At 43.2% G+C, this 26,664-nt stretch carries 25 protein-coding genes; 20 read left to right on the top strand and 5 right to left on the bottom strand.

The genetic code is table 11. The features are described from left to right. From RDQ32_RS02580 to dnaA, 3 genes are all read right to left on the bottom strand, one after another. The coding region (locus RDQ32_RS02580) for an AAA family ATPase (RefSeq protein WP_308579013.1) at positions 1–460 on the bottom strand (460 nt) is incomplete at its 3' end. Further along, a complete protein-coding gene (gene dnaN / locus RDQ32_RS02585) occupies positions 457–1,581 on the bottom strand; it encodes a DNA polymerase III subunit beta (RefSeq protein ID WP_183683397.1) in 1,125 nt (374 codons plus the stop codon). The genes dnaN and RDQ32_RS02580, both read right to left, overlap by 4 nt. A gap of 223 nt (positions 1,582–1,804) precedes the next feature. Further along, positions 1,805–3,166: a chromosomal replication initiator protein DnaA gene (gene dnaA / locus RDQ32_RS02590; protein WP_308579014.1), complete on the bottom strand. Its 1,362-nt coding sequence runs from the start codon at positions 3,164–3,166 to the stop codon at positions 1,805–1,807. 637 nt (positions 3,167–3,803) lie between these two features. On the opposite strand from dnaA, the gene rpmH reads away from it, so the two are divergent. The 13 genes from rpmH to RDQ32_RS02655 all read left to right on the top strand — a co-directional run bounded on the left by rpmH (position 3,804) and on the right by RDQ32_RS02655 (position 17,573). Beyond that, a complete protein-coding gene (gene rpmH / locus RDQ32_RS02595; protein WP_007158318.1) occupies positions 3,804–3,947 on the top strand; it encodes a 50S ribosomal protein L34 in 144 nt (47 codons plus the stop codon). A 116-nt stretch (positions 3,948–4,063) separates the two neighbouring features. Next, entirely contained in the window at positions 4,064–4,411 is a 348-nt protein-coding gene (gene rnpA / locus RDQ32_RS02600; RefSeq protein ID WP_007158317.1) for a ribonuclease P protein component, read from the top strand. Between the two features lie 128 nt (positions 4,412–4,539). Beyond that, entirely contained in the window at positions 4,540–4,752 is a 213-nt protein-coding gene (yidD, locus tag RDQ32_RS02605; RefSeq protein ID WP_040649643.1) for a membrane protein insertion efficiency factor YidD, read from the top strand. 21 nt (positions 4,753–4,773) lie between these two features. Beyond that, complete coding sequence (locus tag RDQ32_RS02610; protein ID WP_308579053.1) at positions 4,774–6,099, top strand: YidC/Oxa1 family membrane protein insertase; 1,326 nt, start codon at positions 4,774–4,776, stop codon at positions 6,097–6,099. A 20-nt stretch (positions 6,100–6,119) separates the two neighbouring features. Next, positions 6,120–7,205: an RNA-binding cell elongation regulator Jag/EloR gene (gene jag, locus RDQ32_RS02615; protein ID WP_308579016.1), complete on the top strand. Its 1,086-nt coding sequence runs from the start codon at positions 6,120–6,122 to the stop codon at positions 7,203–7,205. A gap of 306 nt (positions 7,206–7,511) precedes the next feature. After that, on the top strand, positions 7,512–8,882 hold the full coding sequence (gene mnmE, locus RDQ32_RS02620) for a tRNA uridine-5-carboxymethylaminomethyl(34) synthesis GTPase MnmE (RefSeq protein WP_308579017.1): 1,371 nt from the start codon (positions 7,512–7,514) through the stop codon (positions 8,880–8,882). 12 nt (positions 8,883–8,894) lie between these two features. Further along, positions 8,895–10,796, top strand: coding sequence for a tRNA uridine-5-carboxymethylaminomethyl(34) synthesis enzyme MnmG (mnmG, locus tag RDQ32_RS02625; protein ID WP_308579018.1), 1,902 nt, complete (start codon positions 8,895–8,897; stop codon positions 10,794–10,796). Next, positions 10,793–11,539 (top strand): 16S rRNA (guanine(527)-N(7))-methyltransferase RsmG, encoded by a 747-nt coding sequence (gene rsmG, locus RDQ32_RS02630; RefSeq protein WP_308579019.1) that lies wholly within the window; start codon positions 10,793–10,795, stop codon positions 11,537–11,539. The genes mnmG and rsmG overlap by 4 nt, the downstream gene beginning before the upstream one ends. Positions 11,540–11,553: 14 nt before the next feature. After that, positions 11,554–12,510: a DMT family transporter gene (locus RDQ32_RS02635; protein WP_308579020.1), complete on the top strand. Its 957-nt coding sequence runs from the start codon at positions 11,554–11,556 to the stop codon at positions 12,508–12,510. 185 nt (positions 12,511–12,695) lie between these two features. Continuing rightward, positions 12,696–13,460: an AAA family ATPase gene (locus tag RDQ32_RS02640; RefSeq protein ID WP_308579021.1), complete on the top strand. Its 765-nt coding sequence runs from the start codon at positions 12,696–12,698 to the stop codon at positions 13,458–13,460. 207 nt (positions 13,461–13,667) lie between these two features. Next, the gene (locus RDQ32_RS02645) at positions 13,668–14,540 is read left to right on the top strand and encodes a ParB/RepB/Spo0J family partition protein (protein WP_308579022.1); all 873 of its coding nucleotides are present in this window, start codon (positions 13,668–13,670) and stop codon (positions 14,538–14,540) included. Next, complete coding sequence (locus RDQ32_RS02650; protein WP_183683415.1) at positions 14,541–15,047, top strand: DUF4446 family protein; 507 nt, start codon at positions 14,541–14,543, stop codon at positions 15,045–15,047. A gap of 33 nt (positions 15,048–15,080) precedes the next feature. Beyond that, positions 15,081–17,573 (top strand): hypothetical protein, encoded by a 2,493-nt coding sequence (locus tag RDQ32_RS02655; protein ID WP_308579023.1) that lies wholly within the window; start codon positions 15,081–15,083, stop codon positions 17,571–17,573. Between the two features lie 733 nt (positions 17,574–18,306). Here RDQ32_RS02655 and rsmA read toward each other — a convergent pair. Further along, positions 18,307–19,206: a 16S rRNA (adenine(1518)-N(6)/adenine(1519)-N(6))-dimethyltransferase RsmA gene (rsmA, locus tag RDQ32_RS02660; RefSeq protein WP_308579024.1), complete on the bottom strand. Its 900-nt coding sequence runs from the start codon at positions 19,204–19,206 to the stop codon at positions 18,307–18,309. A 124-nt stretch (positions 19,207–19,330) separates the two neighbouring features. On the opposite strand from rsmA, the gene relB reads away from it, so the two are divergent. The 7 genes from relB (at position 19,331) to RDQ32_RS02695 (ending at position 25,607) form a co-directional block, all read left to right on the top strand. Beyond that, complete coding sequence (gene relB / locus RDQ32_RS02665) at positions 19,331–19,552, top strand: type II toxin-antitoxin system RelB family antitoxin (protein ID WP_009427917.1); 222 nt, start codon at positions 19,331–19,333, stop codon at positions 19,550–19,552. After that, positions 19,549–19,824, top strand: a complete 276-nt coding sequence (locus RDQ32_RS02670) for a type II toxin-antitoxin system RelE/ParE family toxin (RefSeq protein WP_009428423.1) — start codon at positions 19,549–19,551, stop codon at positions 19,822–19,824. Before relB ends, RDQ32_RS02670 begins: the two co-directional genes overlap by 4 nt. Beyond that, complete coding sequence (locus RDQ32_RS02675) at positions 19,814–20,347, top strand: NUDIX hydrolase (protein ID WP_304072344.1); 534 nt, start codon at positions 19,814–19,816, stop codon at positions 20,345–20,347. Before RDQ32_RS02670 ends, RDQ32_RS02675 begins: the two co-directional genes overlap by 11 nt. Positions 20,348–20,487: 140 nt before the next feature. Then, a complete protein-coding gene (locus RDQ32_RS02680; protein ID WP_040649639.1) occupies positions 20,488–21,489 on the top strand; it encodes a rod shape-determining protein in 1,002 nt (333 codons plus the stop codon). Then, positions 21,476–23,755 (top strand): ATP-dependent RecD-like DNA helicase, encoded by a 2,280-nt coding sequence (locus RDQ32_RS02685; protein WP_308579025.1) that lies wholly within the window; start codon positions 21,476–21,478, stop codon positions 23,753–23,755. The genes RDQ32_RS02680 and RDQ32_RS02685 overlap by 14 nt, the downstream gene beginning before the upstream one ends. Positions 23,756–23,831: 76 nt before the next feature. Then, on the top strand, positions 23,832–24,734 hold the full coding sequence (locus tag RDQ32_RS02690) for a helix-turn-helix transcriptional regulator (protein WP_308579026.1): 903 nt from the start codon (positions 23,832–23,834) through the stop codon (positions 24,732–24,734). A gap of 147 nt (positions 24,735–24,881) precedes the next feature. After that, on the top strand, positions 24,882–25,607 hold the full coding sequence (locus tag RDQ32_RS02695) for a ComF family protein (protein WP_308579027.1): 726 nt from the start codon (positions 24,882–24,884) through the stop codon (positions 25,605–25,607). Here RDQ32_RS02695 and RDQ32_RS02700 read toward each other — a convergent pair whose 3' ends face one another. Then, a complete protein-coding gene (locus tag RDQ32_RS02700) occupies positions 25,608–26,531 on the bottom strand; it encodes a LysR family transcriptional regulator (RefSeq protein WP_308579028.1) in 924 nt (307 codons plus the stop codon). Positions 26,532–26,664 lie beyond the last annotated feature (133 nt).

The following is a 26,664-nucleotide window of genomic DNA, read 5'->3' on the forward strand; positions in this document are numbered from 1 at the left end:
ACATGGATAAGTGGTAGAGATAAATCTTATCCAGCTGACAAAGCTCCAAATCAATAAATCTTCTTCTTTCCTTTGGCCCGTTTTTAATCAAGGACAGATCCTCCGGAGAAAAAATAATGATATTTCCCAGACCGAAAAGCTCGGAGCTTTTCTTCACCGGAAATCCGTCTATAGCCACTCCCTTACTTTTATTTTTCTTTAGGTGAATGTCTATCCGGTGGGAAATTCCCTTTTTCTTCAGGATCATTTTTAAATGGGCTTCCTCCGCCCCGAAATGAATCAATTCTTTATCCTTACAAAAGCGAAAGGACTTTCCGGTGCTGCCAAAGAAAATGGCCTCCAAAAGATTGGTCTTCCCCTGGGCATTATCTCCGTAAAGGATATTGTTCTTCTCTCCCAGAGGAAGCTTCAATTTTTCTATATTTCTATAATTTTGTAATTCTATGGATTCGATAATCATCCTACGGCTTCCGCATTAAAGTTAACCGGTAAAATCATGTAGTTGTAGCTTTCCTCCTGATCCCGAATAAAGACGGGAGAGCGGGAAATAGTAAAGTACAAATCCACCTCTTCCTCTTCAATATTCTGAAGAGCATCCATCAGGTAAGTAGGATTAAAGCCGATGAGTAGATCCTTTCCTTCCTGCTGTACCGGCATTTCCGCATCCATCCTTCCGATGTCGGAAACAATTTTCAAAGATAGGCTCTGGTCTTCAATTTTTAAAATCAAAGGCTGCTTATCATTGTCTCTGGCCAGGATTCTGGCTCTGTCGATATTTTCCAAAAATTGCTTACGATTTAAGCGAATCTTGGTTTCGTAATCGGAGGACAACATCTGGCGAACATGGAAATATTCTCCCTCCACCAGCTGGGTTACCACGATGGTGTCTTCAAAGGAAAATTGCAGATACTGCTTGGAAAAGCAAATCTCCACCTTATCCTCCAGCCCTCCGCTGATAATCTTGGAAAGCTCGGACAGAACTTCCTTGGGAACAATGGCGGAGCAGTTGTCATAGGACTCGGAAAGCTCGGTCTTTCGAATGGCAATTCTATGTCCGTCCAAGGCGGTAATGGAGAATTGATTGTCGATAATTTCGAAATATTCTCCTGTCATCTTCTTATTATTCTCCCCCGAAGCGGTGGAAAAAATAGTCTGATTAATCATGTTTCTTAAACTCAGTTGAGAAATCTCTACAATTTCCTGTTTCTCTACGGAAGGAAGGGAGGTAAATTCTTCAGGATTTCTGCCCATGATTTTAAAGACGGACTTTTCACACTGAATGGTACAATTTCCGTTTTCCTCCGTACTAAGAAGAATATTCTTTCCTTCCGTCTGGGGCAAACGCTTGATAATCTCTTGGAAAAGTCTTGCCTCCAGGGCAATCTTTCCCGGCTCCAGTATGTCTCCCGGACAAATGCTTTCTATTCCAAAATCATTTTTGTTTCCTGTTAAACGAATCTGCCCCTCAGTGGCATCCACCAGGATGCACTCCATAATGCTCAGGGTGGTTTTGGAAGCAACAGCCTTCCCTACCACTTGCAGGGTGGAAAGCAAATCATTTTTTTGAAAAGATAATTTCATAGGAGTCCTTTCTTTTTATTCTGTAGAAGCTTTTTAAAAAGCCGCTAAATTTTATTCTTCACAAATATCGCTTTTGAGCCTCGCGATATTTTGTTTTTGTTCTTTCTTTTTCTCTAGTAGTGTTATTAGGGTCTGTGGAAATGTGTAATTGCCAAAATCTCTTGATTTTTCAATCCTCCAAGCCTTCTTTTTTTCTGTGGAAAGGGAAAGGATGAATTGGGGATTAGGGAGAGATTTTTTTCCGTAAAACCTCTATTGTGGATTGTAATTGTTCATTTGTGGACAATTCCTTGGATATCTTGTCGCAACCGTGAATGATGGTGGAATGGTCTCTTCCTCCCAGTAGCTCTCCCACAGTATTTAAGGGAATACTGGTCATTTCTCGACAAAGGTACATGGCAATCTGTCTGGGAATCACGATTTCCTTATTCTTTCTTTTGGAAACAAGGTCGGAAAGACTCAGGCCGTGATGCTCCGCCACCACCTCGATAATCCATTTTGGAGTAAGCTCCTTTTTCTCCGCCGGAGTAATATTGTCCTTTAAAAGTTCCTCGGCAAGACTTAGGGTAACGGGCTGTTTAATCAGGCGGGACTTTGCCACCACCTTGGTTAAGGCTCCCTCCAGTTCCCGGACATTGGACTTAATATTGTCTGCAATGTATTTGATGACTTCGTTGTCAATGTTGTAGCCTTCCAGTTCTTCCTTTTTCCGAAGAATCGCCATCCTGGTTTCCACATCCGGAAGCTGGATATCCACGGTGAGTCCCACCTCGAAGCGGGAGAGGAGTCGTTCTTCAATATTGTCAATCTTCTTCGGCGGCTTATCGGAGGCGATGATAATCTGTTTTCTATTATCATAGAGGGCATTGAAGGTATGGAAGAATTCTTCCTGGGTTCCTTCCTTACCGATAAGAAACTGAATATCGTCTATGAGAAGAACATCCAGTTCCCTATATTTTCTTCTGAATTCCGCCGGGGAAATGTTATTTTTATTACGGATACTGTCGACAAATTCGTTAATAAAGGTTTCGGAGGTAACATAGCGAATCTTGGCATTTTTGTTTTGTTGTAAAATATAATGGGCCACAGATTGCATCAGGTGGGTTTTCCCCAAACCTGCTCCTCCGTAAATATAGAGAGGGTTATACTGTTCTCCGGGCATTTCCGCCGCTGCCACACAGGCAGCATGGGCTAAGGCGTTGGAGGAACCTACTACAAAGCTGTCGAAGGTATAGCGAGAATTCAGGTTGGCATTTTTTAAGGCCTCCTCCAGTCCAGGCTGTTCTTCCTGATTTTTCTTTGGATAGAGTTCTTTTAAACCGTCCTCGTCGGTGAAGAGAATCTCGGTGTAGATGCCGGTAATTTCTAAGATAGAAATCTTTAGAGTATCGGTATAGCGCTTCCGAATCATACTGAGAAATTGTTTCATCTTTACCAGTATAATCAGTTGATCCCCGATAGAATCGTATAACTCTAAGGGAGCAATCCAGAGATCATAGGTTACATCCGGCATTTCATTTATTTCTCTGGTATGTAGGAGGATTTCTTCCCATTTTTCTTTTATGAGGTTAAAGTCTTTTGCCATTCCCAGACTCCTTAAAATCAACGACAAGGGGTTTCTCGTTATTTTTTCAAAAAAAAAGTAGCTTTTTTCTGAAAAGACAGTTCTTTTTATTTTACAGCAAGAGAGCCTCTTTCGCAAGTTCACATCCCTAAGGAAAGAAGAATAATTCTTTTCAAAAAATATAGAAAAAAGACAGAAGAATTATTGGAGTAAAGAATAAAAAAATAGCGAAAAAGAGTATAAATGGAGTATAAAAATAAAAGCTGTCCACAGAAGAAAGCTAAAAGAAGCCTTTTACCATAGGAAAAAAGAAAAATTATACACTTATCCACAGTTTATAAACAGTTTGTGGATAAGGTGAACAGATGTTTTTGTGGATAGAATTTGTGGATAAGTGCATAATTTTGTGGATAAATCCTGTCTTTACAGGATTTTCCGGCTTTATTTAGGGGATAAAGAGGGTAAGATATACACATTCCTTTCGAAAAATAAGTTTTTTTCAAAGGGTATTGACGATTTATAGCCCTTTCTATATAATAGTCTGCGATGTTTACCCAAAATTAGGAGTTTATTCGGGACCTTTCGGATAAGGACGAATAATTCCCGGAGAAACGATCGGTGGCTTCAGGCCATACACTAAAAAAAGGGAGGTGTCCGTATGCATAAGGGAAAAATGACTTATCAGCCAAAGACAAGACAGAGAGCAAAAGTGCATGGATTTAGAAAGAGAATGTCCACAGCCAACGGTAGAAAGGTTTTGTCTGCTAGAAGAGCTAAAGGTAGAGCAAGATTATCTGCATAATGCAGAAACATAAAGGAAGCTTTCTTGAAAAGCTTTACGGGTAATAAAAACTACCCTGTAGAATACAGAAATGAGGCCGCTGGAAAGCGGTCTTTCTTCAACCTTGGAGATAATTTATGAAGCGTTTTCCTTCCATGAAGTCAAATGAAGAGTTTCAGCATTGTTATAAAAAAGGAAAATCCTATGCCAATGCTTATTTTGTGATGTTGATAGTGGAAAACGGTTTAGACTATTCCCGGCTGGGAATATCCTGTTCCAAGAAGGTGGGGAATTCTGTAGTTCGTCATGGAATCAGTAGAAAGCTTCGAGAGATATTTCGATTACACAAAGAAATCAAAGAGGGGTTAGACATCGTTTTAGTCGTAAGACAGAAGGTAGCTTTTGCAAGCTATTCGGAATTGGAGATTGCTTATCTCGATTTATGTAGCAGGCATCATATACTTAGTAATGGAGAGAAGTTCTGAAATTCTGATTTTTTCAAAGGGAAAAGAAATCCCTATTATAATAGGAAGAAACTCGGATAGAAAATACGTTTTATCAGGAAATAAGTTGATAGAAATTGCGAAGCAGCTTATTCCGAAGGAGAGCTTTGATGAAAAAACTGATGTTAAAGATGATTCGTTTTTATCAAAAATTTTTATCTCCTATGAAGGGACATTCTCATTGTAAATACACACCCACATGTTCTCAATACGCCTATGAGGCCATACAAAAGCACGGGTGTGTGAAAGGACTATTGTTGGCAATCTGGAGATTACTGCGTTGTAATCCCTTTGCTAAAGGCGGATATGATCCTGTTCCCTAGAGATGAAGGGAGAAAAACTTGATTCAAAATCTGATTATTTTAACCAAAAATACATCCAATCTACCCTTGTTCGGGCCTATCTGGAACTTAATCGTAAGTGCTTTAGGTTGGATTATGAACTGGATTTACCTTTTCTTAGACGGAATCGGTATTCCAAACATTGGATTAGCCATCATTCTTTTTACTTTGGTAACTCGTATTTTGCTGTTCCCGACTTCTTTAAAACAGCAAAAATCCTCCAGAATGATGCAGATTATGCAACCGGAAATTCGTGCTGTACAGGAAAAGTATAAGAATAAGACGGATAACGCTTCCATGATGGCGCAGCAAACTGAGATGAAAGCCATTTATGAAAAGTACGGCACTTCTATGACTGCAGGGTGCCTGCCTTTGTTTTTACAAATGCCGATTATTTTCGCCCTGTATCGTATTATTATGAACATTCCTGCTTATGTTCCTTCCGTAAAGGCAGTTTATGAAAGTGTTTCCACTGCTATCGGAGGTTCTTCTGCGGCACAAAGTCTTCTGGACTTCGGAAAAGCTAATGGCATGGAATCTATTTTAAAGACCTTACACAACTTAGGTCTGGATGACCCCAGTAAGTATAATGCAGATGCAGTTCATAACTTCGTAATTGACTTTTTGTATAAGTTAAATCCTGCGCAGTGGGCCAAGCTTCCGGAAATTTTCCCCTCTGCTACCCAGGTAATTCAGCAGGCTGCAGCAAAGTCTACAGAGATTAACAGCTTTTTAGGCTTAAACCTTTCCACTGCCCCCTCTGCCTATGGATTTACCCCCAATATTTACTGGTTAATTCCTATTTTGGCAGGCTTAAGCCAATGGGCTTCTACCCTGCTGATGCAGAAGCAAACCATGCCTACAGCAACAGAGGAGGGAGATCAGTCCCAGCAGATGATGAAGAGCATGAACGTTATGATGCCTTTGATGTCTGTGTGGTTCTGCTTCAGCTTCGCTTCCGGAATCGGTTTATACTGGATTGCTTCTTCCGTATTTATGCTCTTACAGCAGTTGATTTTAAACTGGTACTTCGGAAAGAAGAGCAATGAAGAGCTTTTACAGGATGCTATGGCTAAGGCCAATGAAAAAAGAGCAAAAAAAGGCTTACCTCCCATTGATGAAAAGACCGTGGAAAACAGATTAAAGCTTATGCAGGCTAAGGAAGATTCTGAAGAAAAGAATCGTATGGAAAAGATTGCAAAGCAAAATCTGAAGACAAAAGAATCTACAGACTATTACAATCAAAATGCGAAAGAGGGATCATTAGCCAGCAAGGCAAACATGGTACAGCTTTACAATGAAAAGCATGAGAAAAAAGAGAAAAAGTAAAAAGCTTAGGGAGAAAAGCTATGGACAAGTTTAGAGTTTCTGCAAAGACGGTAGAAGAAGCGATTACGAAGGCAACCATCTCTTTAGGTTGTACATCAGACAGAATTTCCTACAATGTAATCGTACAGGGAAGCAACGGCTTATTTGGTATCGGGGCAAAGCCCTGGATTATTGAAGCCTGGGAAAAGGATGAAGCGGAAATCGCAAAAGAAAAAGCTGCAGTGGAAAAGCCGGTGGCAGTAGAGAAAGCGACATTTGAAAAGAAGGAAGCGGAAGGAAAGAGGGAAAGCTCTTCTGTAGATGAAAAAATGCAGTCTTCCGAGAAAAAAGAAGAAAAAGCTTACGAGGAAAATAAAACATTTTCCCATAATTCTTCTCAGGAAAAAAGAGAGAAGAAGTTTGAAAAGAGGGAAGGCTTTAAGGGCTTTAGCAGAGGAGGCTACGATCCTATCCCTGCGCCTATGTCTTCCGCTCCCGTAAAGAGAGAGGAAAAGTCCTTTGAAGGAAGAAGTTCTGAGAAGAGAGAACTTACGCCCCTTTCCGAAGAGGAGATTGCAGCGGTAACCAAGGCTGCTTTAGATTTCTTAAACTCTGTATTTCAGGGTATGGAAATGGAAGTGGAGCTTCAGACAGAATTTAGAAACAGCAGCAATGAGCTTTACATAAACCTTATAGGACCGGATATGGGCATCCTTATCGGAAAAAGAGGACAAACCCTGGATTCCTTACAGTATCTTTGTTCTTTAGTGGTGAATAAAAACCACGGAGATGAGTATCTTCGGGTAAAGCTGGATACGGAGGATTACCGTAAGAGAAGAGAGCAGACTTTGAGAAGTCTGGCTAAAAACATTGCCTACAAGGTAAAGAAAAATCGGAAATCTGTTCATTTGGAGCCAATGAATCCTTACGAAAGAAGAATTATCCATGCCGCACTGCAAAGTGACAGTCAGGTTTCCACAAAATCCGAGGGAGAAGATCCCTTCCGTCATGTGGTGATTTTCTGTAAAAATGGAGGAAAGTTCCAAAAGGATTTCCGCCATAAGGGAAACCGGATGAGAAGAGAGGACAGGAAAGAAGAAAAGAGAGAAGAGAAGGGCGAAGCATAAGATTTTCTTGCACCCCATGGAAGAAATAAGAAGAATAATTAGTAAGAAAATTCATTCGATAAGGGGAACATATTCAGTAAGAAGAAGTCGTTAAAAGAAGTCATCAAGTGTAATTTAAAGAATTGTGTGATATTTAAGCAGTAGAGGTCTGAAATAGGGAGAGTTAGTTCTACCCTTATTTCGGGCCTTTATTGTTTATCGAGTATATAAAGCTATTTAGCTTTATTTATCATTTCCTTCCTGGGCTTTTCATTGCATTGTAGTGCAAATCTTAGTAAAATACAGAATTGCTGAGGAGGTGAGGATTTGGAAAGTACCATTAGCGGAATTGCCACTGCATTAGTAGAAAGCGGAATCGGCATTATCCGGATTAGCGGAAATCAGGCTGTGGAAATTGCCGGAAAAATTTTAAGAACTAAGGGGGGAAGACCTTTAGATATCAAGGAAAGCCACCGGATTCGCTATGGCTTTGTTTTTGATGGCGAAAAGGAAATTGATGAGGTTTTGGTTTCCACTTTTTTAGCACCCAAATCCTTTACCGGAGAAGATACGGTGGAAATTAACTGTCACGGCGGAATCCTTTTGATGCAAAAGGTTTTTCAGGTCACTCTTAAGGCCGGAGCAAGACCGGCGGAGCCGGGAGAGTTCAGTAAACGTGCCTTTTTAAACGGACGAATCGATCTTTCTCAGGCGGAGGCAGTGGCGGATTTAATTGCTGCCAAAAGTGAGGACAGTATTCGCTCCTCTCTTTCTCTCCTACAGGGTTCATTGAAAGAGAAAATCAAGAGAATGCGGAGTAGAATCTTGGAGGATACCGCCTTTATTGAGGCGGCATTGGATGATCCGGAGCATATTTCCTTGGAGGGATTTTCGGAGCAGTGTCAAGGACATGTGGAAGAGATTCTTTCCGACATTCAAGAACTTCTAAAGCATCAAAGGGAAGGAAGACTTTTAAAGGAGGGAATTCAAACCGTTATTGTGGGAAAGCCCAATGCGGGAAAGTCTTCTCTTTTAAACTGTTTGGTAAAGGCGGATAAGGCCATTGTGAGCAATATTCCGGGAACCACCAGAGATACGGTGGAGGAGGATATTCGTATCGGTTCCCTTTCCCTTCATTTGATAGATACCGCAGGAATTCGGGAAACCGAGGATATTGTGGAAGAAATCGGCGTGAATCGGGCAAAGGAAGGAATCGAAAAGGCGGACTGCGTTCTTCTGGTTTTGGACGGAAGTCTTCCTTTAGAGGAGGAGGACCGAAAGATTTTAGCCCTTTTAGAGGGAAAAAAGGCTGTGGTGCTTCTCAATAAAATGGATAAGGAAAGTATTTTACAAAAAGAAGAGCTGGAAAAGCTTAGCGGTTTTCCTGTGCTTCCTATTTCTGCCAAGGAGGGAAGGGGCATGGAGGAGCTTGGCCAAAAGTTGGAAGAGCTTTTCTATACCGGAAGTCTTTCCTTTTCCACAGAAACGTATATCCATAGTGAAAGGCAGATTGCTGCATTGGAAGAAGCAAAGTCCGCTTTGGAATTGGTTTTGGAGGGAATCCGTCTTAAATTGTCCGAGGATTTCTTAAGTATAGATTTAATGGGGGCATACAGTGCCTTAGGAAGAATTCTGGGAGAGGATGTTTCCGAGGATTTGATCAATGAGATTTTTGCAAAGTTTTGCATGGGAAAATAGTAAAGAGGGAATATGGCATTTTTAGAAGAACAGGTAGATATTGTAGTGGTGGGAGCAGGGCATGCCGGAGTGGAGGCAGCCCTTGTTTCTGCTAAGCGGGGGCATAAAACCCTTCTTTTTACCCTGAGTCCGGACAGTATTTCCATGATGGCCTGTAACCCCAATATCGGCGGAAGCTCCAAGGGGCATCTGGTCAGAGAATTGGATGCTTTGGGGGGAATGATGGGAAAGGTCTGCGACCAATCCTTTCTTCAGTCCAGGATGTTAAATCAATCCAAGGGTCCGGCGGTACATTCCCTGAGAGCCCAGGCTGATAAGCAGGTCTATTCTCAGAATATGCGTCATCTTGTGGAAAATCAGGAGAATCTTCATATTCGTCAGGGAGAAATCGTTTCTCTACTGTGCAATGAGGAAAAGACGGAAATCCGTGGCGTTGTGAGCAGTACCGGAGCCAGATACTATGCCAAGGCAGTGCTGATTTGCACCGGAGTGTACTTGAACGCCCGCTGCATTTATGGAGAGGTTTCTGAAGAAACCGGGCCAAACGGTCTTCGAAGAGCTACAAAGCTGAGTCAGGCCCTTTTGGATTTAGGCTTTCGTTTGCAGCGTTTTAAAACCGGAACTCCTGCCAGAGTGGACAGAAGGTCTCTGGATTTCAGTAAGATGGAGGTACAGAAGGGAGATGTACCTGTGGTGCCCTTCTCCTTTTCCACAGATCCTGCCAGTGTTCAGATTCCTCAAGAGGATTGCTACCTGACCTATACCTGTGAAGAAGGTCACGAGATGATTCGGGAAAATATTGACCGTTCCCCCATGTATAACGGGGTAATCCAGGGAACCGGCCCCAGATACTGTCCTTCTATAGAAGATAAGGTGATGAAGTTTCCGGAGAAAAATCGGCACCAGATTTTCGTGGAGCCGGAGGGAAGATACACCAACGAAATGTATCTTTCCGGTCTTTCCTCTTCTCTTCCGGAAGACGTGCAAATGAGAATTCTTCGTACTATGCCGGGCTTTGAAAAGGCGGAAATGGTTCGGTGCGGCTATGCCATTGAATATGACTGCTTAAATTCTTTGGAATTGGAAAATACCTTGGAAACCAAGAAGATTTCCGGCCTGTATTTTGCAGGACAAATGAACGGTTCCTCCGGCTATGAGGAGGCGGCGGTACAGGGATTTATGGCGGGAATCAACGCGGTACAAAAGATTGAGGGGAAAGAGCCCTTTGTATTGGATCGTTCCGAGGCCTATATCGGCGTTTTGATTGATGACCTGGTGACAAAGGAAAACAAAGAGCCCTATAGAATGATGACCAGTAGAGCCGAGTATCGTCTTCTGCTTCGACAGGACAATGCAGACCTTCGCCTTCGGGAAAAGGGCTATGCGCTGGGTATGGTTTCCCGGGAGGAAATCAAGGCTACCAGGGAAAAGCAGGAAGCCATCCAAAAAGAACTTCGCCGTATGGAAAATACTTATATCGGAGCAAATGCGGAAAATAACAGGATTTTGGAAAGCATTCACTCTTCTCCTATCCAGTCCGGCATCTCTCTGAGAGAACTTTGTAAGAGACCGGAGTGTAATTATCAAAACATTGCTCCTTTGGATCCGGAAAGACCTTCCCTTTCTCCTTTTATACAGGAAGAAGTGGAAATCGAAATTAAATATGAGGGCTATATTAAGAGACAGATTCAGCAGGTGGAAGCTTTTAAGAAGATGGAGCGGAAAAAGCTGCCAAAGGATATCTGCTATCATGATATTCATAATCTCCGTCTGGAAGCCAGACAGAAGCTGGATATGATTCGTCCGGAAAATATGGGCATGGCTTCCCGTATCAGCGGTGTCAGCCCTGCGGATTTATCGGTGCTTTTGGTTTATCTGGAGAAGGAAAAGGAAAGAAGAAAGGAAGAGAAATGACCGAGTTTTTTCGAGAGAAGCTTTCCCATTTAGCAGAGAGCTTAGGACTTTCTTTAACAGAACAACAGCTTTTACAGTTCTATCAATATTATCAGATTCTGGTAGAAAAAAATAAGGTAATGAATCTTACCGCCATTACGGAAGAAGAAGAGGTAATTGTTAAGCATTTTGTGGATTGCCTGGCAATTTGTCAAATGAATGTTTCACGTGAAACATTTTCGGAATGGATAGAGGGAAAGGCTGTTATGGATGTGGGAACAGGGGCAGGATTTCCCGGTCTTGTTCTAAAAATTGCCTTTCCAGGTATTCAGCTTTCTTTAAGTGATTCCTTACAAAAGCGGATTCGATTTTTGGAAGAGCTGGTGGAAAGCCTTGGCTTAGAAGGGGTAAAATTTTATCACGGTCGGGCTGAGGATCTGGGACATGATAAGAGCTTGCGGGAACAGTATGATTTGGTAGTTTCCCGGGCAGTGGCAAATCTTGCCACTTTAAGTGAGTATGACCTTCCCTTTGTGAAGGTAGGAGGCTATTTTCTGGCCTTAAAGGGCAGAGAAGTGGAAGAAGAATTGGAGCAGGGAAAGAAGGCTATTTTCCTTTTAGGAGGAAAATGTGTGGAGAAGAAAATCTATACCCTGCCGGAAACCGATATGGGAAGAGCTATGCTTTTGATTCAGAAGATAGAGCCCTGCGGAAAAAAATATCCTAGAAAGGCGGGAACTCCGGCTAAGTCACCTCTTAGTTAGAGAAATATTATCAAGTGGAAAAGTTAAATGAAATAGAGGAAGAAAGCATTTTCCCAAAAGAACAGGAAAGGCTTTTGACAGAAAAAGAGCATCCCTATAGGGAGAGAAATAAGGGAATCATTATTCTTTTGATTACGACTGTGATTTGGAGTTTGGCCTTTATTGCCCAAAGTACCGCAATGGATCAGATTGGTCCCTGCGCCTTTGTGTTTTATCGGCACTTTTTATCCGGACTTTGCTTATTGCCCTTTGCCTTTTTAAAGCCATGCTCTAAGGAGGAAAAAAGAGCGGGAATCAAAGGGGGAGCCATTACCGGTATCGTACTGGGATTTGCCAGCGTGATTCAGCAAATTGGCGTCAAAGAAACCACCGTGGGAAAGGCAGCCTTTTTAACGGTACTTTATATTATCCTGATTCCGATTTTTGGCTTAGTTATCGGGAAAAAACCGGAAAAGAAAGTCTGGTTTTGTGCAATTCTGGCTTTGGTCGGGGTTTATTTTATTGCGATTAAGGCAGGAACGAAATTTACTATCGGCATAGGAGATACTTATATCATTCTTTGCTCGGTGCTTTATGCCGTTCAGATTATGCAGGTAGGACACTATGTAAAGAAGGTCAATATCAGCTGGTATATGTCCATACAGTTTTTAGCAGGCTCTTTGGTGGGATTACTGGGCTTTATTTTCTTTGAAAAGTTCTCTTTAATGAGTTTGAAAGCAGCCTTCCTTCCCATTGCTTATGCCGGTATTATGTCCGGGGCAGTGGCTTTTACTATGCAAAGCTATGCTCAAAAAAGATTGGAGGATACTCTTGCTTCCCTTCTCATGTCCACTACCGCCATTTATGCGGCGATTTGGGGATGGTTGTTTTTGGGAGAGTCTTTGGGGATTCGGGAAATCTTTGGCTGCATCATCATGACCATTGCGGTGGTTTATGCCCAGCTGCCGGAAAAGCGGAAAAAAAGAAGCTAGAATTTTTTATTTTTGAAAGAAGGATAGCAATGGAATAGCTGCTAAAAGAGATAGCTTAGCAAGGAAATAGATAGTAAAAAGTAGCGGGAAGATAAATTGACAGTAATATAGAGCTGGGCTAAAATGTTTCACGTGAAACAAAAGCGGAAATAGCAACATCACAAAAAGAAAGGCTAAGGGGACTTATGGCGAAGATTATTACAATTGCAAACCAAAAGGGGGGTGTGGGGAAAACCACCACCGCTGTCAATTTGGCGGCTTCCTTAGCGGAGGCAAAACAGAGAGTTTTGCTTTTGGACTTTGATCCTCAGGGAAATGCGGGAAGCGGTATTGGCGTCCGGGAGGAAGAAATCAGTATTTACCGGATTCTTAGCGGGGAATTTCCTATAGAAAAGGGCATTGTTCGGGAAGTTTTGGAAAATCTGGATTTTATTGCAGCAGACAGGAACCTTTCCGCCATGGATGCGGAGCTTGCAGAGGAAGAGAATAAAAATTTCTTATTAAAGGAAGTTTTGGAGAATATTCAAAAGGACTATGATTATATCTTTATTGATTGTCCTCCCAGCTTAGGTACCCTTACGGTAAATGCTTTAACGGCTTCTCATTCCGTACTGATTCCTATTCAGTGTGAATACTATGCATTGGAAGGACTTAGCCAAATGACGGAAACCATTTCCATGGTAAAGGATGCCCTAAATCCGGATTTAACAATCGAGGGCATTTTATTTACCATGTATGACAGTAGAAACCTCCTGTCTCAGGAGGTGGTTAAGGCGGTGCAGGAGCATTTTTCAGATCCTATCTTCAAGACGATTATTCCCAGAAATGTTCGTCTGGCAGAGGCCCCCAGCCACGGACTGCCTATTTCCCTGTATGACAACAGTTCTACAGGAGCGGAGGCCTATAGAAAGCTTGCAGCAGAAATTCTGGAAAAAGATATTGCGTATTAAAAACTTGCAGTGGAGATTCTGAAAAAGGATATAGCATATTAAAAACTTGCAGCGGAGATTCTGGAGAAGGACAAAGCGTATTAAAAGCTTGTAGCAGAGATTTTTGCAAAGAATATCATTTACTAAAGTTTAGAAAAATCGGAAAATCAGGAAAGAACAGAAGCTTAAATATAGATTTCAGCCGGATAGAGAAAGGAAGGGAAGGACATGGCAAAGCACGGTTTGGGAAGAGGGGTGGATACTCTTTTTGCCGGAAAGAAGGATGGACGGGAGAAGAAAGAGGAGCAGGCAATGGTGAAGCTTTCTCTGATCCAGGCCAATCCAAAGCAGCCCAGAAAACAATTTTCCCAGGAAGAGTTAGAGGAACTTTCTCAGAGTATTAAACAATTTGGTGTATTACAGCCCTTACTGGTAAAAAAGGAAGGCCCTCTCTATGAAATTATCGCCGGAGAAAGAAGATTCCGGGCGGCAAAGATGGCCGGTCTTACGGAAATTCCCGTATTGATTCGAGACTATGACGAAAAGCTCAGTAAGGAAGTCGCTATCATTGAGAATATCCAAAGAGAAGACTTAAATGCGGTGGAGGAAGCCATGGCTTACCAAAGTCTACTGACAGAATATCATTTGAGTCAGGAGGAGTTGGCGGAAAGGGTGGCGAAAAAGCGTTCCACCATTGCCAACAGTCTTCGTCTTTTAAAGCTTGAGGAAGAGATTTTAGAATATCTCCGACAGAACCTTTTGTCCGAGGGACATGCCAGAGCCTTGCTATCTGTGGAAAATAAAGAGAAAAGAATTTCTCTTGCCAAGGAATGCGTTGAGAAAAAGTGGAGTGTCCGGGAAATGGAAAGACGGGCTAAAGAAGAAAAAACTCCGGCGGAAAGGCAGGAAAAGCCCAAGAATTTAAGCTCTCAGTGGAAAACCATTGTTCACGGCTTGGAAGAGAAAATGAAGGAACATCTGGGGACCAAGGTAAAAATTACAGCAAAGAACGAGGATAAGGGTAAGGTAGAAATCGAATATTACTCGAAGGAAGATTTGGATAGAATCACCCGGATTTTAGAGGGAAGGGGAGAAGAATAAATGGAAGTATTGTTACAGCATGGTAAATTGGTCTTCGTACTGGTTTCCACATTGATTTCGCTCGTTTCTCTCTTTATCGCCCTGAAGGCGGAGGCCAAGTATAAAAAGCTTTATCGCCAGTATGATTATTTCATGCGGGGGAAGGATGCGGAAACTCTGGAGGATTATTTTATTGAGCTGCAGAGGCATGTGGAAAAGCTGGAAGACTTGGAAGAAGAACAGCGGGAAATGCTTAAGATTTTACATAAGAATATCAGACGTTCCTTCCAAAAATGGGGTATCATTCGCTATAATGCTTATGGTGGCATGGGAGGAAACCTCTCCTTTGCCTTGGCAATTTTGAATTATGATAACAGCGGCTTTATCTTTAACTCCGTTCATGCCAAAGAAGGAGGCTTCCTCTATATCAAAGAGGTGGAGGAAGGCAGCACTTCCGTTGAGCTTGGAGCCGAGGAAAAGCTGGCCTTGGAAGAGGCCTTAGGCTATAGGAAGAAGCCCCAGACTTAGGAAAAGAGCTAAATCAGGAAGAAGGGTTAAACTTTGTTAAAACGACTAGGAGAAAGTAAGCAGAAGTTTTGGAATAAAAGAAGAAGCAGAGCTTTGGTATTGGGCGGCATTTTTTTTGTCGCTCTGCTTTTTTATTTCTTCCATTCTTATCGTTCCATGGATCAAAACAATAGAATTTATGCCAACATGGGAAAAAGCAAATTACCGGTGCTTCATGTGCTTTCCTCCGGAAAAGAAATCAATCCTCTCTATGGCTATTTGCAGGAAATGGATGATGCCTTTGTACGGGACAGCTTAACCTTACTTCCGGAAAACAGGCAGTGTGAATTGATTTTGGAGGAGGGAAAGTCCGCCCCCAAGTCTGTGCATTATGATATTCGTTCCCTGGATGGGACGGAGCTTTTGGAAAAGGACCAGGAAGGAAGCTTGCAGGAAGAAGGGGGAAGGGTTCACATTATCCTTCCTATCCAAAACTTGATGAAGGAAGGAAAGGAGTACCTTCTTCGTCTACGACTGGACCTGGGAGAAAGCAGCGTCTATTACTACACCCGTGTTTTATTGGGGAAGGAGGATATGGGACAGGAAATCCTGAGCCTTGCGGAGGATTTTACCAGAAAAAGCTTTTCCAAGTCGGAGGCAAAGAGCCTTAGCACTTATCTGGAAAGTGACGATACCATGGACAACAGTTCTCTTGCCCATGTGAATCTGCATTCCTCCTTCCAGCAGATAACCTGGGGAGACAGCGGCATGGAAATGGACGGGGAGCCGGAGATTCGTTTGAAGGAGCTGGACGGCACCATGGCATTAGTGCAAATCCAGTATGCCTCCAGAGCCACGGATCAGGACGGCAATGTGCACCGTTTCTTCAATGAAGATAACTATGTAATGCGTTATGATCCTCAAAGAATTTTCCTGATGGACTTTGACCGAAGAACCAAGGAGCTTTTTGACGGACAGAATTATCGTTACAAGGATAAGAAGATTTTACTGGGTGTGGGGGAAAAGAGCGATATTGAGGCCCTGCAATCCGCTACCAAAAATTTCTATGCCTTTACCGATAAGAACACCCTTTACCGTGCCGACGGGGAGGGAAAGGGCAATATGAATCGGATTTTCTCCTATTCCGAGGGGGAGAAGTCTGTGGAGAAGGAAAGCTTTACTCACGGCATTCATATTTTGAGTGTGGACACCAACGGGGATGTGGATTTCCTGGTATACGGCTATATTCGAAGAGGCCGGCACGAGGGCTATACCGGCATTGTCTTTTACACCTATGACAATTCGGAAAATACGGTGGTGGAGAATTTCTTCCTGCCCCTGAAGGCCAGCAAGGAAAAGCTGGAGGAAAATATTCAAAACCTTTCCTACTATGCAGACAACAGGATGTTCTACATTTTCTTTGCAGGCAGTATTTACGGGGTGGACACCAACAGTTTTGAAGTCATTACTCTGGCTACCGGACTTTCGGAAAATGATTTTTCTTCCAGCAACAGTAAACAGTTTATTGCTTATGGAGAAAAGAACAATGACGGAGAACTACATAGGGAAATTGCCTTTCGAAATCTCCACGGAGATAAGAATTTAAGCATTTCCGAAGACGGAAAACGACTGAAGGTAATCGGTTTCCTGGGGGAGGATTTCCTCTACGGCTTACAGGATAGCGACAAGGATCAGATTTGGAATCCCCAGGGGGAGGTGCCTGTTTCAGAGATTCGCATTGTGGGGGAGGATATGAAAACCAAGCTATCCTATAAAAAAGATGGTCTGTACTTTGCAAATTTCAGCTTGGAAGGGAATCAGCTTCGCTTTGATGAATATCAATTTCAGGACGGGGAATATCAGTATGTGGGGAAGGACAGCCTGCTTTCCAACAAAGAAATCAAAGATGAAAGAAAGATTTCTCTGGAATCCAAGGTTCTGGGAAATATCGGAAAACTGCAGTATCTTCCCATGGTAGGTAAGGCGGTTAGCCAGTTTAGCCTGCATTACCCGGAAAAGTTCTCTATTGAAAAGGCAGGCTCTATTGAGCTTCCGGGAGATACCAAGGAAGAGAATATACTTTTCTCCGCCTATAGCCTGGGGCATTATCAGGGAGAGTTCTCCACCATGGAGGCGGCCTATAAGAAGATTTATGACCAGTTCGGTTATGTGGTGGATCAGAAGGAACGAATCGTTTGGAATAGAACGGATCGTCCCAATACCGCTAACCTGAAGATTCAGGAAGAGGAAATCAGCAATTTTGTTTCCCAGATCCCGGAGCTTCGAAGAGCCATGGACTATGATAACGGCGTGCTTCTGAACCTCTATGGTATGGATCTGCACGCGGCCCTCTACTATGTGGGCAAGGGCTATCCTCTGATGATTCGTATGGAGGATCAATGGGAGCTAATCAGCGGCTACAACAACAGCTTTATTACCGTATACACCCTTGGGGGCAGCAGCATACCCAGAAATATCAGTAGAGAAGAAGCCATCGCCAGATATGAGAAGGTACATAATGCCTTTTACGGGTATTTGAAGAAGTAGATGTAAAAGGGCTGTGAAAATCAAAATAGTCAAGCTTTCGTATATGCATTAATAGGTCTAAAACCGGGGCACGCTCTCGCTAACTTCGCCTTCGCAGGGGTACTAAGCGAAAAACTGCATTCCATTTGTTTTTCGCAAGTACCCGCGGGCTCAGATTACCCCGGTTTCAGACCTATTATGCATATACGCTGTTCTTCTATTTTACAACCCCTTTTATATCTCTTAGCGCAAAATCATCTTGAATGGGTAGGATGAAAAAAGGAGCTGTAAAATCAAAATAGTAAAGAATTTTCGGCAATATAGGTCTGAATATGGGGTAGTCTGAGCCTGATACTTGCGAAAGGCCGGTGAAGTGAAGGACTGTAAAATCAATAATTGAAGCGAATAATACAGTGTGGGGCTATAATAGCCCGCCGGTACATGTAGCAAGCCTTCGAAAAGAAGAACTGTAGAAATTCAAAGCCAAAGCGACGGAAGCTGTATGGATATGAAAGAGGGTAATCTGAGCCCGTCGGTACTTGCGAAAAACACAGGTACTGTGTTTTTCGCTTAGTATCCGCTACGTGGCGAGGTTAGCGGGAGCGTGCCCGATTTCATATCCATACAGCTTCGAAGCGTAGCCTTTTATCATTCTACAGTCCTGCACTACGAAGGCGAAGTTAGCGAGAGCGTGCCCGGTTTTAGACCTATTAATGCATATACAGCTTATTTAGTTCACTTATATCCCTTTTATTTACTCGCAAAACCTGCAAAACACGGACTTTTGTTTTTCCCTCCACTCCGGATCCAGGTTATCACTGATTTCTGCAAACTCATCCAAGCTAAGGGTCTCTCCTCTTACATTTTCCGGATAGGAAAGGGCGGAGAGTACGCTTTTAATGACTTCCTTATCTAAGGAAAGACCGGCGGAGAGGGCATTCACCAAAGTCTTCCGTCTTTGCATAAAGGAAGCCTTAATAGTCTTAAAGAGATACTCCGGATTCTCACATTCGACAGGGGATTCCTTGTAAATGGAGAGGTGAATCACCATAGAGCTTACCTTTGGACGGGGAATAAAGCAGTGGGGGGGAACTTCCTGCACAATCTCCGGCTTACTGTAGTACTGCACCGCAAGGGATAAAGCACCGTAGTCCTTGGTACCGGGGCCGGCCTGCATTCTCTCCGCCACCTCCTTTTGAACCATGACGGTGATGGAACTTAGGGGAAGCTTCTTTTCCAGTAAGGAGAGTAAAATGGGGGTGGTAATATAATAGGGAAGGTTTGCCACTACCTTGACGGAGGAAAAGCTTGGATATTCCTTTAGGAGCTCTGTAAAATCCACCTTCAAAACGTCCTGATGCAGGAGGCGGAAATTCTCCTTGCCGGCAAGATTCTCCTCTAAAATAGGAATCAACTTATCATCAATTTCAATGGCAATCACCTGTCCGGCATGCTCGCAAAGGGCTTCCGTTAAGGTTCCGATTCCGGGACCGATCTCAATCACCAAATCTTCTTTCTGAATCTTGGCATGTGAAATAATATGATCCAATACGGATGCATCAATTAAAAAATTCTGACCGAATTGCTTCTTGAACTGGAAGTTCGTCCTTTGCAATACCGCAATGGTTTCTTTGGAATCTACAAGCTTTGCCATCTTTATACCCCCCTAATTTTTCTGTGTAAAATCTTGCCATATTTTCTCTTGGAAAGCAAGAAGAGGAAATTGACGTATCATCCAATATATAATACAATGTATTACACTTGAAAGGAGGGATGAGATGACAATCTCTTTAAGATTAAATGAAGCAGACTCTATGCTTTTCAAAAAATATGCGGAAATGAATGGAATCAGTGTTTCTGAATTGCTTAGACGCTCAGTTCTTGAACATATTGAAGAGGAATATGATTTACAAGCCTATCAAGAGGCTATAGAAGAATATAGGGAAAATCCTATTACCTATACTCTTGATGAGGTAGAGAAAGAGCTGGGCTTAGGATGAGTTTTAGAGTTGTTTTTTCCGATAAGGCATTAAAACAGATGAAAAAGCTGGACAAGTACACAGCTTCTCTTATCCTTGCCTGGCTTAGAAAGAACTTAGAAGGCTGTGAAGATCCCAGGAAACATGGAAAGGGCTTAACAGCTAATAGAAGCGGACAATGGAGATACAGAGTAGGGGATTATAGAATCATTGCGGAAATTCAGGAGGATAAAGTAATTGTTTTAGTATTGGGAATAGGACATAGGAGGGATATTTATCAAAATGATATCTAAGAAAAGTCAATTGAGCCTAAGACTACAGGATAGGGAATTTCCTTTTGAATATATTGACCATGACAGAGAGATTGCCCGGGGCATTGTCTTTGATGAAGAGATGAATTTCTACTTTGTGAGAATCCATAGGGATGATTCTTTCGGAAAAGCCACCTTGATTGAAACTGCCGGCGGCGGAGTGGAAAAGGGAGAAAGCTTGGAGACGGCTATCAAAAGAGAGCTAAAGGAAGAGCTGGGAGCTGAGGTGGAAATCCTCCAAGAAATTGGGATAGTCAGTGATTATTACAACCATGTACATCGGCATAACATTAACCATTATTTTTTGTGCAAAGTCCACTCCTTTGGGGAAAAGAACTTGATGCCCTACGAAATCCGAGATTTTCATATGGAAACCTTGAAGCTAAGCTATGAAGAAGCCATAAAGGAATATGAAAAATGCAGTAATACAAAGCTGGGGAGGCTGATTGCGCAAAGGGAAGTTCCGGTTTTGGAAGAGGTAAAGAAAATGCTTTCAATCAATTAGACTTTTTAAAATTACAAAACATTTGCCAAATAGAAAATATTCAAAAATATTAAAAAAATATCTCCCTTAGACTACTTTCCCTTTCTTTTTCAATCCGTTATACTATAAAAGATATATTGTGGCTATTTATGGAGGAATTTATGTTTTCCTTGATTTCAAATGATATCGGAATCGACTTGGGAACATCCAGTATTCTGATTTATATAAAGGGGAGAGGGGTCGTGCTGAAAGAGCCCTCTGTTATTGCGGTAAATAAAGAAAATGATGAAGTGGTAGCCTTTGGAGAGGATGCCCGTCTTATGCTGGGAAGAACTCCGGACAATATTTCCGCTGTCCGTCCTCTTCGTCAGGGCGTGATTTCCAATTACACCAGAACCGAGCAGATGCTGAAGTACTTTATCAATAAGGCTGTGGGAAGAAGAACCCTGAGAAAGCCCAGAATCTGCGTTTGTATTCCCAGCGGAGCAACAGAGGTGGAGAAGAAGGCGGTGCAGGATGCGGCCAGCCATGCAGGAGCCAGAGAGGTAAGCATTATAGAGGAGCCGGTGGCAGCAGCAATCGGTGCAGGCATCGACATTTACAAGCCCCAGGGAAATATGATTATTGATATCGGTGGCGGAACCTCCGACATTGCGGTGATTGCGCTAGGCGGCCCGGTGGTTTCCGAGTCCATCAAGGTGGCCGGAGATGATTTTGATGAAGCTATTCTCCGCTATATGAGAAAGAAACATAACCTGCTTATCGGAGAAAGAACCGCCGAGGAAATGAAAGTCAATATCGGCTGTGCCAGCAAGAGACCGGAAAATGTGACCATGGAGGTTCGTGGGCGAAATCTGGTTACGGCTCTGCCAAAGACGGTAGTAGTAAGCTCTGATGAGCTTTTGGATGCCCTCCTGGAGCCGGCTACTATGATTGTCAATGCGGTACATCATGTACTGGAAAGAACACCGCCGGAGCTTGCGGCGGACATCTATGAGCGTGGAATCGTGATGACCGGAGGGGGAGCCCTTCTTTACGGTTTAGACAAGCTGATGCAGGAAAAGACCGGAATCACCACCATGCTGGCGGAGGATCCCCTTACGGCGGTGGCTATCGGAACAGGAAAGTCCATTGATTTAAGCAACGATGATGATGACTTCTAGTCTGGAAGAAATAGAAGGAAATGTATCCCATATCGTTTTTCGCAGCGAGGAAACGGGATACACCGTGTGCAGCATTACGGATAAGGGAGAAGAGTTCACTTTGGTGGGAAGCTTCTCCCATATTTCTGTGTCGGAAAAAATAAAGGCAAAGGGACGCTGGAAGGAACATCCGGTATACGGAAAGCAGTTCAGTGTGGAGGAATATCAGCTGGAGGTTCCGGACAGTCTTTTTGGCATTGAACAATATTTGGCTTCGGGAGCCATTAAGGGAATCGGGAAGGCCATTGCCGCCCGAATCGTGAAAAAATTCAAAGAAGACAGCCTACGGATTATGGAGGAGGAACCGGAGCGTCTTGCGGAAATTCACGGCATTTCCATGCAGAAGGCCATGGATATTGCCACGAACCTTTCCGGCCAGCGGGAGCAGCAGGACATTTTCCTCCTCCTACAGGGCTATGGCATCAGCCTGAATCTTTCCTATAAGATTTACCAGCATTTTCAAGGGGAAACCCTGCAGGTCTTACAGGAAAATCCTTATCGCATTGCAGAGGAGCTGGAGGGAGTAGGCTTTAAGAAATGTGATGAGCTGGCCAAAAGGGTGGGAGTGGAGAAAGAATCCCCCTTCCGTATGCGGGCCGGCATCAACTATACCCTCTTACAGGGAGAGTGGCATGGACATTGCTACCTTCCTTTTTCGATTTTAAAAAGAGAGGCGGAGCGGATTTTGGAGATGCCTCTGGAGGACTTGGAAGAACAGCTTCTGGAGCTGCAATTACAGGGGAAGGTGAAGGTCAAGGGGGAAAATGTCTACCGGGCCAGTACCTATTATCGGGAAATGCGGGTGGCCTCCCGGCTTTTACAGCTAAATGTGGAAGAGGAAGAGGCTCATGTGGATTCCTGGGAAAAGGCCATTGACAAGCTTTTGGAGAGAGAAAAAATCACCTTGGATCCTCTCCAAAGAAAGGCGGTAAGTCTTGCGGCCTCCTCCGGTGTTTTGGTGATTACCGGAGGGCCGGGAACGGGAAAGACTACTACTATTAAAACGATTTTGCAGCTCTTTACCGGACAGGGAAAGAGCATTGCTTTGGCGGCTCCCACCGGAAGAGCGGCGAAAAGAATGGGAGAAGCCACGGACTATCCGGCAAAAACCCTGCACCGGCTCTTGGAATATATGGGGCGGGAGGATCAGGAGCAGGAGGACAGGGACTTTTCCTTGTTCCAAAGAAATGAAGAAAATCCGCTGGAATATGATGTGCTGATTGTGGATGAAATGAGTATGGTGGATCTGTATTTAATGGATGCCCTGCTTCGTGCTGTTCCCGTGGGCTGTCGTTTGATTTTGGTGGGGGACAGTGAACAGCTTCCCTCTGTAGGAGCGGGAAATGTGCTGAAGGATATTATTGCTTCTCAGTGCATGAAAACCATTTCTCTGAAGAAAATTTTCCGGCAGGCCATGGAGTCGGATATTGTGGTCAATGCCCATAAAATCAACCAGGGCATTGAACCGGATCTGGGAAAGAAATCCAGGGACTTTTTCTTTATTCGGGGACAGGAGCCGAAGCAGATTCTGGAAAATATCGCCATTTTAATGAAGGAGAAGCTGCCCAAATATCTTTCCACCGACCCTCTTTCCATTCAGGTGATGTCTCCCCAGAAAAAGGGACTTTTGGGAGTGGAAAATCTGAATCGTTTTTTGCAGGAACACTTGAACCCTCCCGGAAAGAACAAGCCGGAGTATGAAGGAAGCGGCAGCATTTTCCGGCTGGGAGACAAGGTCATGCAGATTAAAAATGATTACCAGTTGGCCTGGGAAATTCCCGGAAACTTTAACCTCCCCATAGAAAGCGGAGAAGGGGTTTTTAACGGGGATATCGGAAAGATAACGGAAATCAACGCCTACCAAAAGACGGTGACGGTGTTCTTTGAGGAGAGAAAGGTGGTCTATAGCTTCCAGGATTTGGAAAATCTGGAGCTGGCCTATGCCATTACCATTCATAAATCTCAGGGCTCGGAGTATCCGGCGGTACTGCTTCCTATGTACCCGGGACCGAAAATGCTGATGACCAGAAATATTCTTTACACCGCCATTACCAGAGCCAAGTCTTGTGTCTGCCTTTTGGGGCATCCCAAGGTCTTTCTGGAAATGCTTCATAACGAGCAGGAGCTAAAACGATACTCCGGTTTAGCAAAGCAATTACAGGATATCGGAGAAAGCTTTTCCGCCGCTTTTTCTATGGAGGGAGGAAATCCATTTTCAGAGGAATAGGAGGAAATTCTACTTTTGAGAGCTGTGATTTCTCTTACCTATGGGATACTATCACATCATAGGAAAGGGGGACTGTATGGATCTTGTTAAAATCGGAAAGTATATTGCGGGAAAAAGAAAGAATTTGGGGCTGACCCAAAAGCAGCTTGCCGAGAAAATAGGTATGAGTGATAAGTCTGTCTCCAAGTGGGAGCGAGGCATTTGCCTTCCGGATGTATCGCTTTATTTTGACCTTTGTTCCATTTTAGGCATTAGTATTAACGAGTTTTTAGCCGGCGAAGATATTGTCCATGAGAATATCGAAAAGAAGTCGGAAGAAAATATCATCAGTGTTGTTACAGACAGTAAGCATAGGCAAAAAAGATTAAAATATATCATTTGCGCATTGCTGATTCTTTCCATATTTACAACTGCGGTAATTGCTACTTCCCTATATCGTGCCGACAGGCCGATGAACTTTATTACACCGATGGACGAGAATAGTGTAGAGATGCAGACAGTGAATCTGATTGCAGGACCGGATGGAGCAGATGCTTATCAATTTACGACCACTGATCAGTATGCTCGACTCAAGATTTATTATTCAGAATATCATCAGGGAAAACTGCTAAACAAAGAACCGATAGAGATTGACTTTGATAATATGGATTCCCCGAAAAATGGAGGTATTATCATCGTTCCGGATTATGACCATGCAGTAATAAAGCTTGTTGTTTGGACAGATGATGGATCCAAGGCTTCTGTAGATTTGCCTCTTATGGAAGGCGTTGCGGGAAGGGAATACTATGGCAGTATACATAGTCGAATCGAGGGAGAACCAGAAATTATTTATGACTTTGAAGACGTATTGATAGCATGGGCTTACGATAAGGATGAGATCACAGCTCCACCTCTTCTTGATTTGCTCTTAGGAAAAACCGATGCCTATTCTGGGATTGAGTATATCTATCTTTTCTCTTATGAGTTTTGCAAAAAATAAGGGATTTATATGCATCGAAGCGGAAAACATTGGATTGACCCGGAAATAAGGGTATTAGTCCGGGAGGATTGTTATTAGCCCGGAAGTATTGGAATACTTCGGTAAAGGAATATCATGAAATCGAAAGATAGAGGAATAGGAGGAGCTATGGGAAAAAAGGAAGACTGGAAAGAAGCCATCATCAACGCCCTCTTTCCTCCTCGCTGTATCCTTTGTGATGAGCTTACGGAAAGCGGAAAAGAAGAAATCTGTCCTGCCTGCAAAGCTTACGAAAAAATCATGGAGGAGCCGGTCTGTAAAAAATGTGGCAGGGGAATTTTATTGGATACGGAGGAGTACTGTGGAAACTGTAAAAGACACGGCTTTTCCTTTTCTACCGGTATGATGCTGTATGAATTAACGGAGGAAGTGGAAGATGCTTTAGTGCTTCTAAAGTATAAGGGCAGAAGGGATAAGGGCATCTTTTTTGGCAAAAAGGCAGGAGAAGTTTTTGGGGAAAAGATAAAAGAACTGGGAATTCAGGCTATTATTCCTGTGCCGGTTCATCCCAACAGAAGAAGGGAAAGAGGCTATAACCAGGCAGAGGTCATCGGAGAAAGTTTGGCAAAGGTCTGCGGCATCCCTCTGGTTTCAGAGTATCTACAGAGAGTCAAGAAAACAAAGGCCCTAAAGGACTGTAGCCCGGAGGAAAGACTATTAAATCTCTTGGAAGCAATTCACTGTGAAGCATTACCCTCGAATGTAAAGCGTGTGCTTTTGGTGGATGACATCTTTACCACCGGAGCCACCATGGAGGCCTGCAGCAGAAAGCTCCTGGAAGCCGGAGCGGAGGAAGTGCATATCCTTTCCATAGCCGGAAGAGTAGAGCGATAGTTAGAATGACTCTTCCTCTGAGAAGGAGGACCAATACTCCTCCGCTAAGGAAATCAATTCTACCAGGGCCTTCGTTAGGGGCTTGTCCTTTCGATACACCGCCACCGCATTCATTTTCGGATGTGTCTTACAGGGAATCAGGCGGATGCTGTCCGGTACATGGGCACGGTTGTTGCTGCTGATAAAGGAGCAGTAATCCGAAGATTCCACCAGAGCCATCTGGTAATGGATTCCTTCCACATCCATAGGCACATAGGGGTCAATGCCTGCATCTTCGAAGGCCATTTCCGCAACGGATCGTTCTGTAGAATCCTTGGGTGCCAGCACAAAGGGAAGCTCGGAAAGCTTAGCCAAATCAATTTCAGTAATTTCGCCTTCTTCTTCCAAAACCTCTAACAAAGGATGATTTTTGGCAATGGCTAAAAGCAGTTCGACTTTTCCCAGTAGCTTATACTCCATGCGGTAGCTTTGCTTGTCTCCCATGAGGACAATGCCTAAATCAATGGTGCCGTTTTTCACCAATTCCTGTGCTTTTAAGCCCTTCATAGAGGTAAATTGTAATTTTACATTGGGATGGTATTCATGGAATTTCTGGAAAATGTAGCACATCATATAGTCTCCCTGAAGTCCTGAGGCTCCGATGGCGATTTCTTCGTTATGAAGCTGGCTTAGCTCTGCAATCTTGGCATAGCAGTCCTTCTTCATATTCATCATTTTCCGGGCTGTTTCCACATAGATTCTGCCCGCCTCTGTGACGCTACATTCATTTCCCTTACGGACAAAGAGCTTTGTGCCCAGCTCCCGTTCCAGATTTAAAAGCTGTAAATTCAAAGCCGGCTGGGAGATAAAAAGTCGTTCTGCCGCCCTGCTGATATTTTTTTCCTCTGCAATTCTTAGGATATGTTCTAATTTCTTTAAGTCCATGCTGTCTCCAATACTCCTTTATCTCAGAAGGATTTTTCTTAAAATTTATGTCCTCAAAAAATGCTTTGAGAAGCTTTTTCCGTTTTATACTTTTTAAAATCCCCTATGCAGTCTTGTAAAGGTATATCGGCGA

Origin of the sequence: uncultured Oribacterium sp., assembly GCF_902481605.1 — a bacterium.
Taxonomy (GTDB): Bacteria; Bacillota; Clostridia; order Lachnospirales; family Lachnospiraceae; genus Oribacterium; species Oribacterium sinus.

Excerpts from the sequence above, each read along its gene's own strand:
- dnaN (WP_183683397.1), bottom strand. The coding sequence starts at position 1,581 with ATGAAATTATCTTTTCAAAAAAATGATTTGCTTTCCACCCTGCAAGTG.
- dnaA (WP_308579014.1), bottom strand. The coding sequence starts at position 3,166 with ATGGCAAAAGACTTTAACCTCATAAAAGAAAAATGGGAAGAAATCCTC.
- rpmH (WP_007158318.1), top strand. The coding sequence starts at position 3,804 with ATGCATAAGGGAAAAATGACTTATCAGCCAAAGACAAGACAGAGAGCA.
- rnpA (WP_007158317.1), top strand. The coding sequence starts at position 4,064 with ATGAAGCGTTTTCCTTCCATGAAGTCAAATGAAGAGTTTCAGCATTGT.
- yidD (WP_040649643.1), top strand. The coding sequence starts at position 4,540 with ATGAAAAAACTGATGTTAAAGATGATTCGTTTTTATCAAAAATTTTTA.
- jag (WP_308579016.1), top strand. The coding sequence starts at position 6,120 with ATGGACAAGTTTAGAGTTTCTGCAAAGACGGTAGAAGAAGCGATTACG.
- mnmG (WP_308579018.1), top strand. The coding sequence starts at position 8,895 with ATGGCATTTTTAGAAGAACAGGTAGATATTGTAGTGGTGGGAGCAGGG.
- rsmG (WP_308579019.1), top strand. The coding sequence starts at position 10,793 with ATGACCGAGTTTTTTCGAGAGAAGCTTTCCCATTTAGCAGAGAGCTTA.
- RDQ32_RS02640 (WP_308579021.1), top strand. The coding sequence starts at position 12,696 with ATGGCGAAGATTATTACAATTGCAAACCAAAAGGGGGGTGTGGGGAAA.
- RDQ32_RS02645 (WP_308579022.1), top strand. The coding sequence starts at position 13,668 with ATGGCAAAGCACGGTTTGGGAAGAGGGGTGGATACTCTTTTTGCCGGA.
- RDQ32_RS02650 (WP_183683415.1), top strand. The coding sequence starts at position 14,541 with ATGGAAGTATTGTTACAGCATGGTAAATTGGTCTTCGTACTGGTTTCC.
- rsmA (WP_308579024.1), bottom strand. The coding sequence starts at position 19,206 with ATGGCAAAGCTTGTAGATTCCAAAGAAACCATTGCGGTATTGCAAAGG.
- relB (WP_009427917.1), top strand. The coding sequence starts at position 19,331 with ATGACAATCTCTTTAAGATTAAATGAAGCAGACTCTATGCTTTTCAAA.
- RDQ32_RS02670 (WP_009428423.1), top strand. The coding sequence starts at position 19,549 with ATGAGTTTTAGAGTTGTTTTTTCCGATAAGGCATTAAAACAGATGAAA.
- RDQ32_RS02675 (WP_304072344.1), top strand. The coding sequence starts at position 19,814 with ATGATATCTAAGAAAAGTCAATTGAGCCTAAGACTACAGGATAGGGAA.
- RDQ32_RS02680 (WP_040649639.1), top strand. The coding sequence starts at position 20,488 with ATGTTTTCCTTGATTTCAAATGATATCGGAATCGACTTGGGAACATCC.
- RDQ32_RS02685 (WP_308579025.1), top strand. The coding sequence starts at position 21,476 with ATGATGACTTCTAGTCTGGAAGAAATAGAAGGAAATGTATCCCATATC.
- RDQ32_RS02690 (WP_308579026.1), top strand. The coding sequence starts at position 23,832 with ATGGATCTTGTTAAAATCGGAAAGTATATTGCGGGAAAAAGAAAGAAT.
- RDQ32_RS02695 (WP_308579027.1), top strand. The coding sequence starts at position 24,882 with ATGGGAAAAAAGGAAGACTGGAAAGAAGCCATCATCAACGCCCTCTTT.
- RDQ32_RS02700 (WP_308579028.1), bottom strand. The coding sequence starts at position 26,531 with ATGGACTTAAAGAAATTAGAACATATCCTAAGAATTGCAGAGGAAAAA.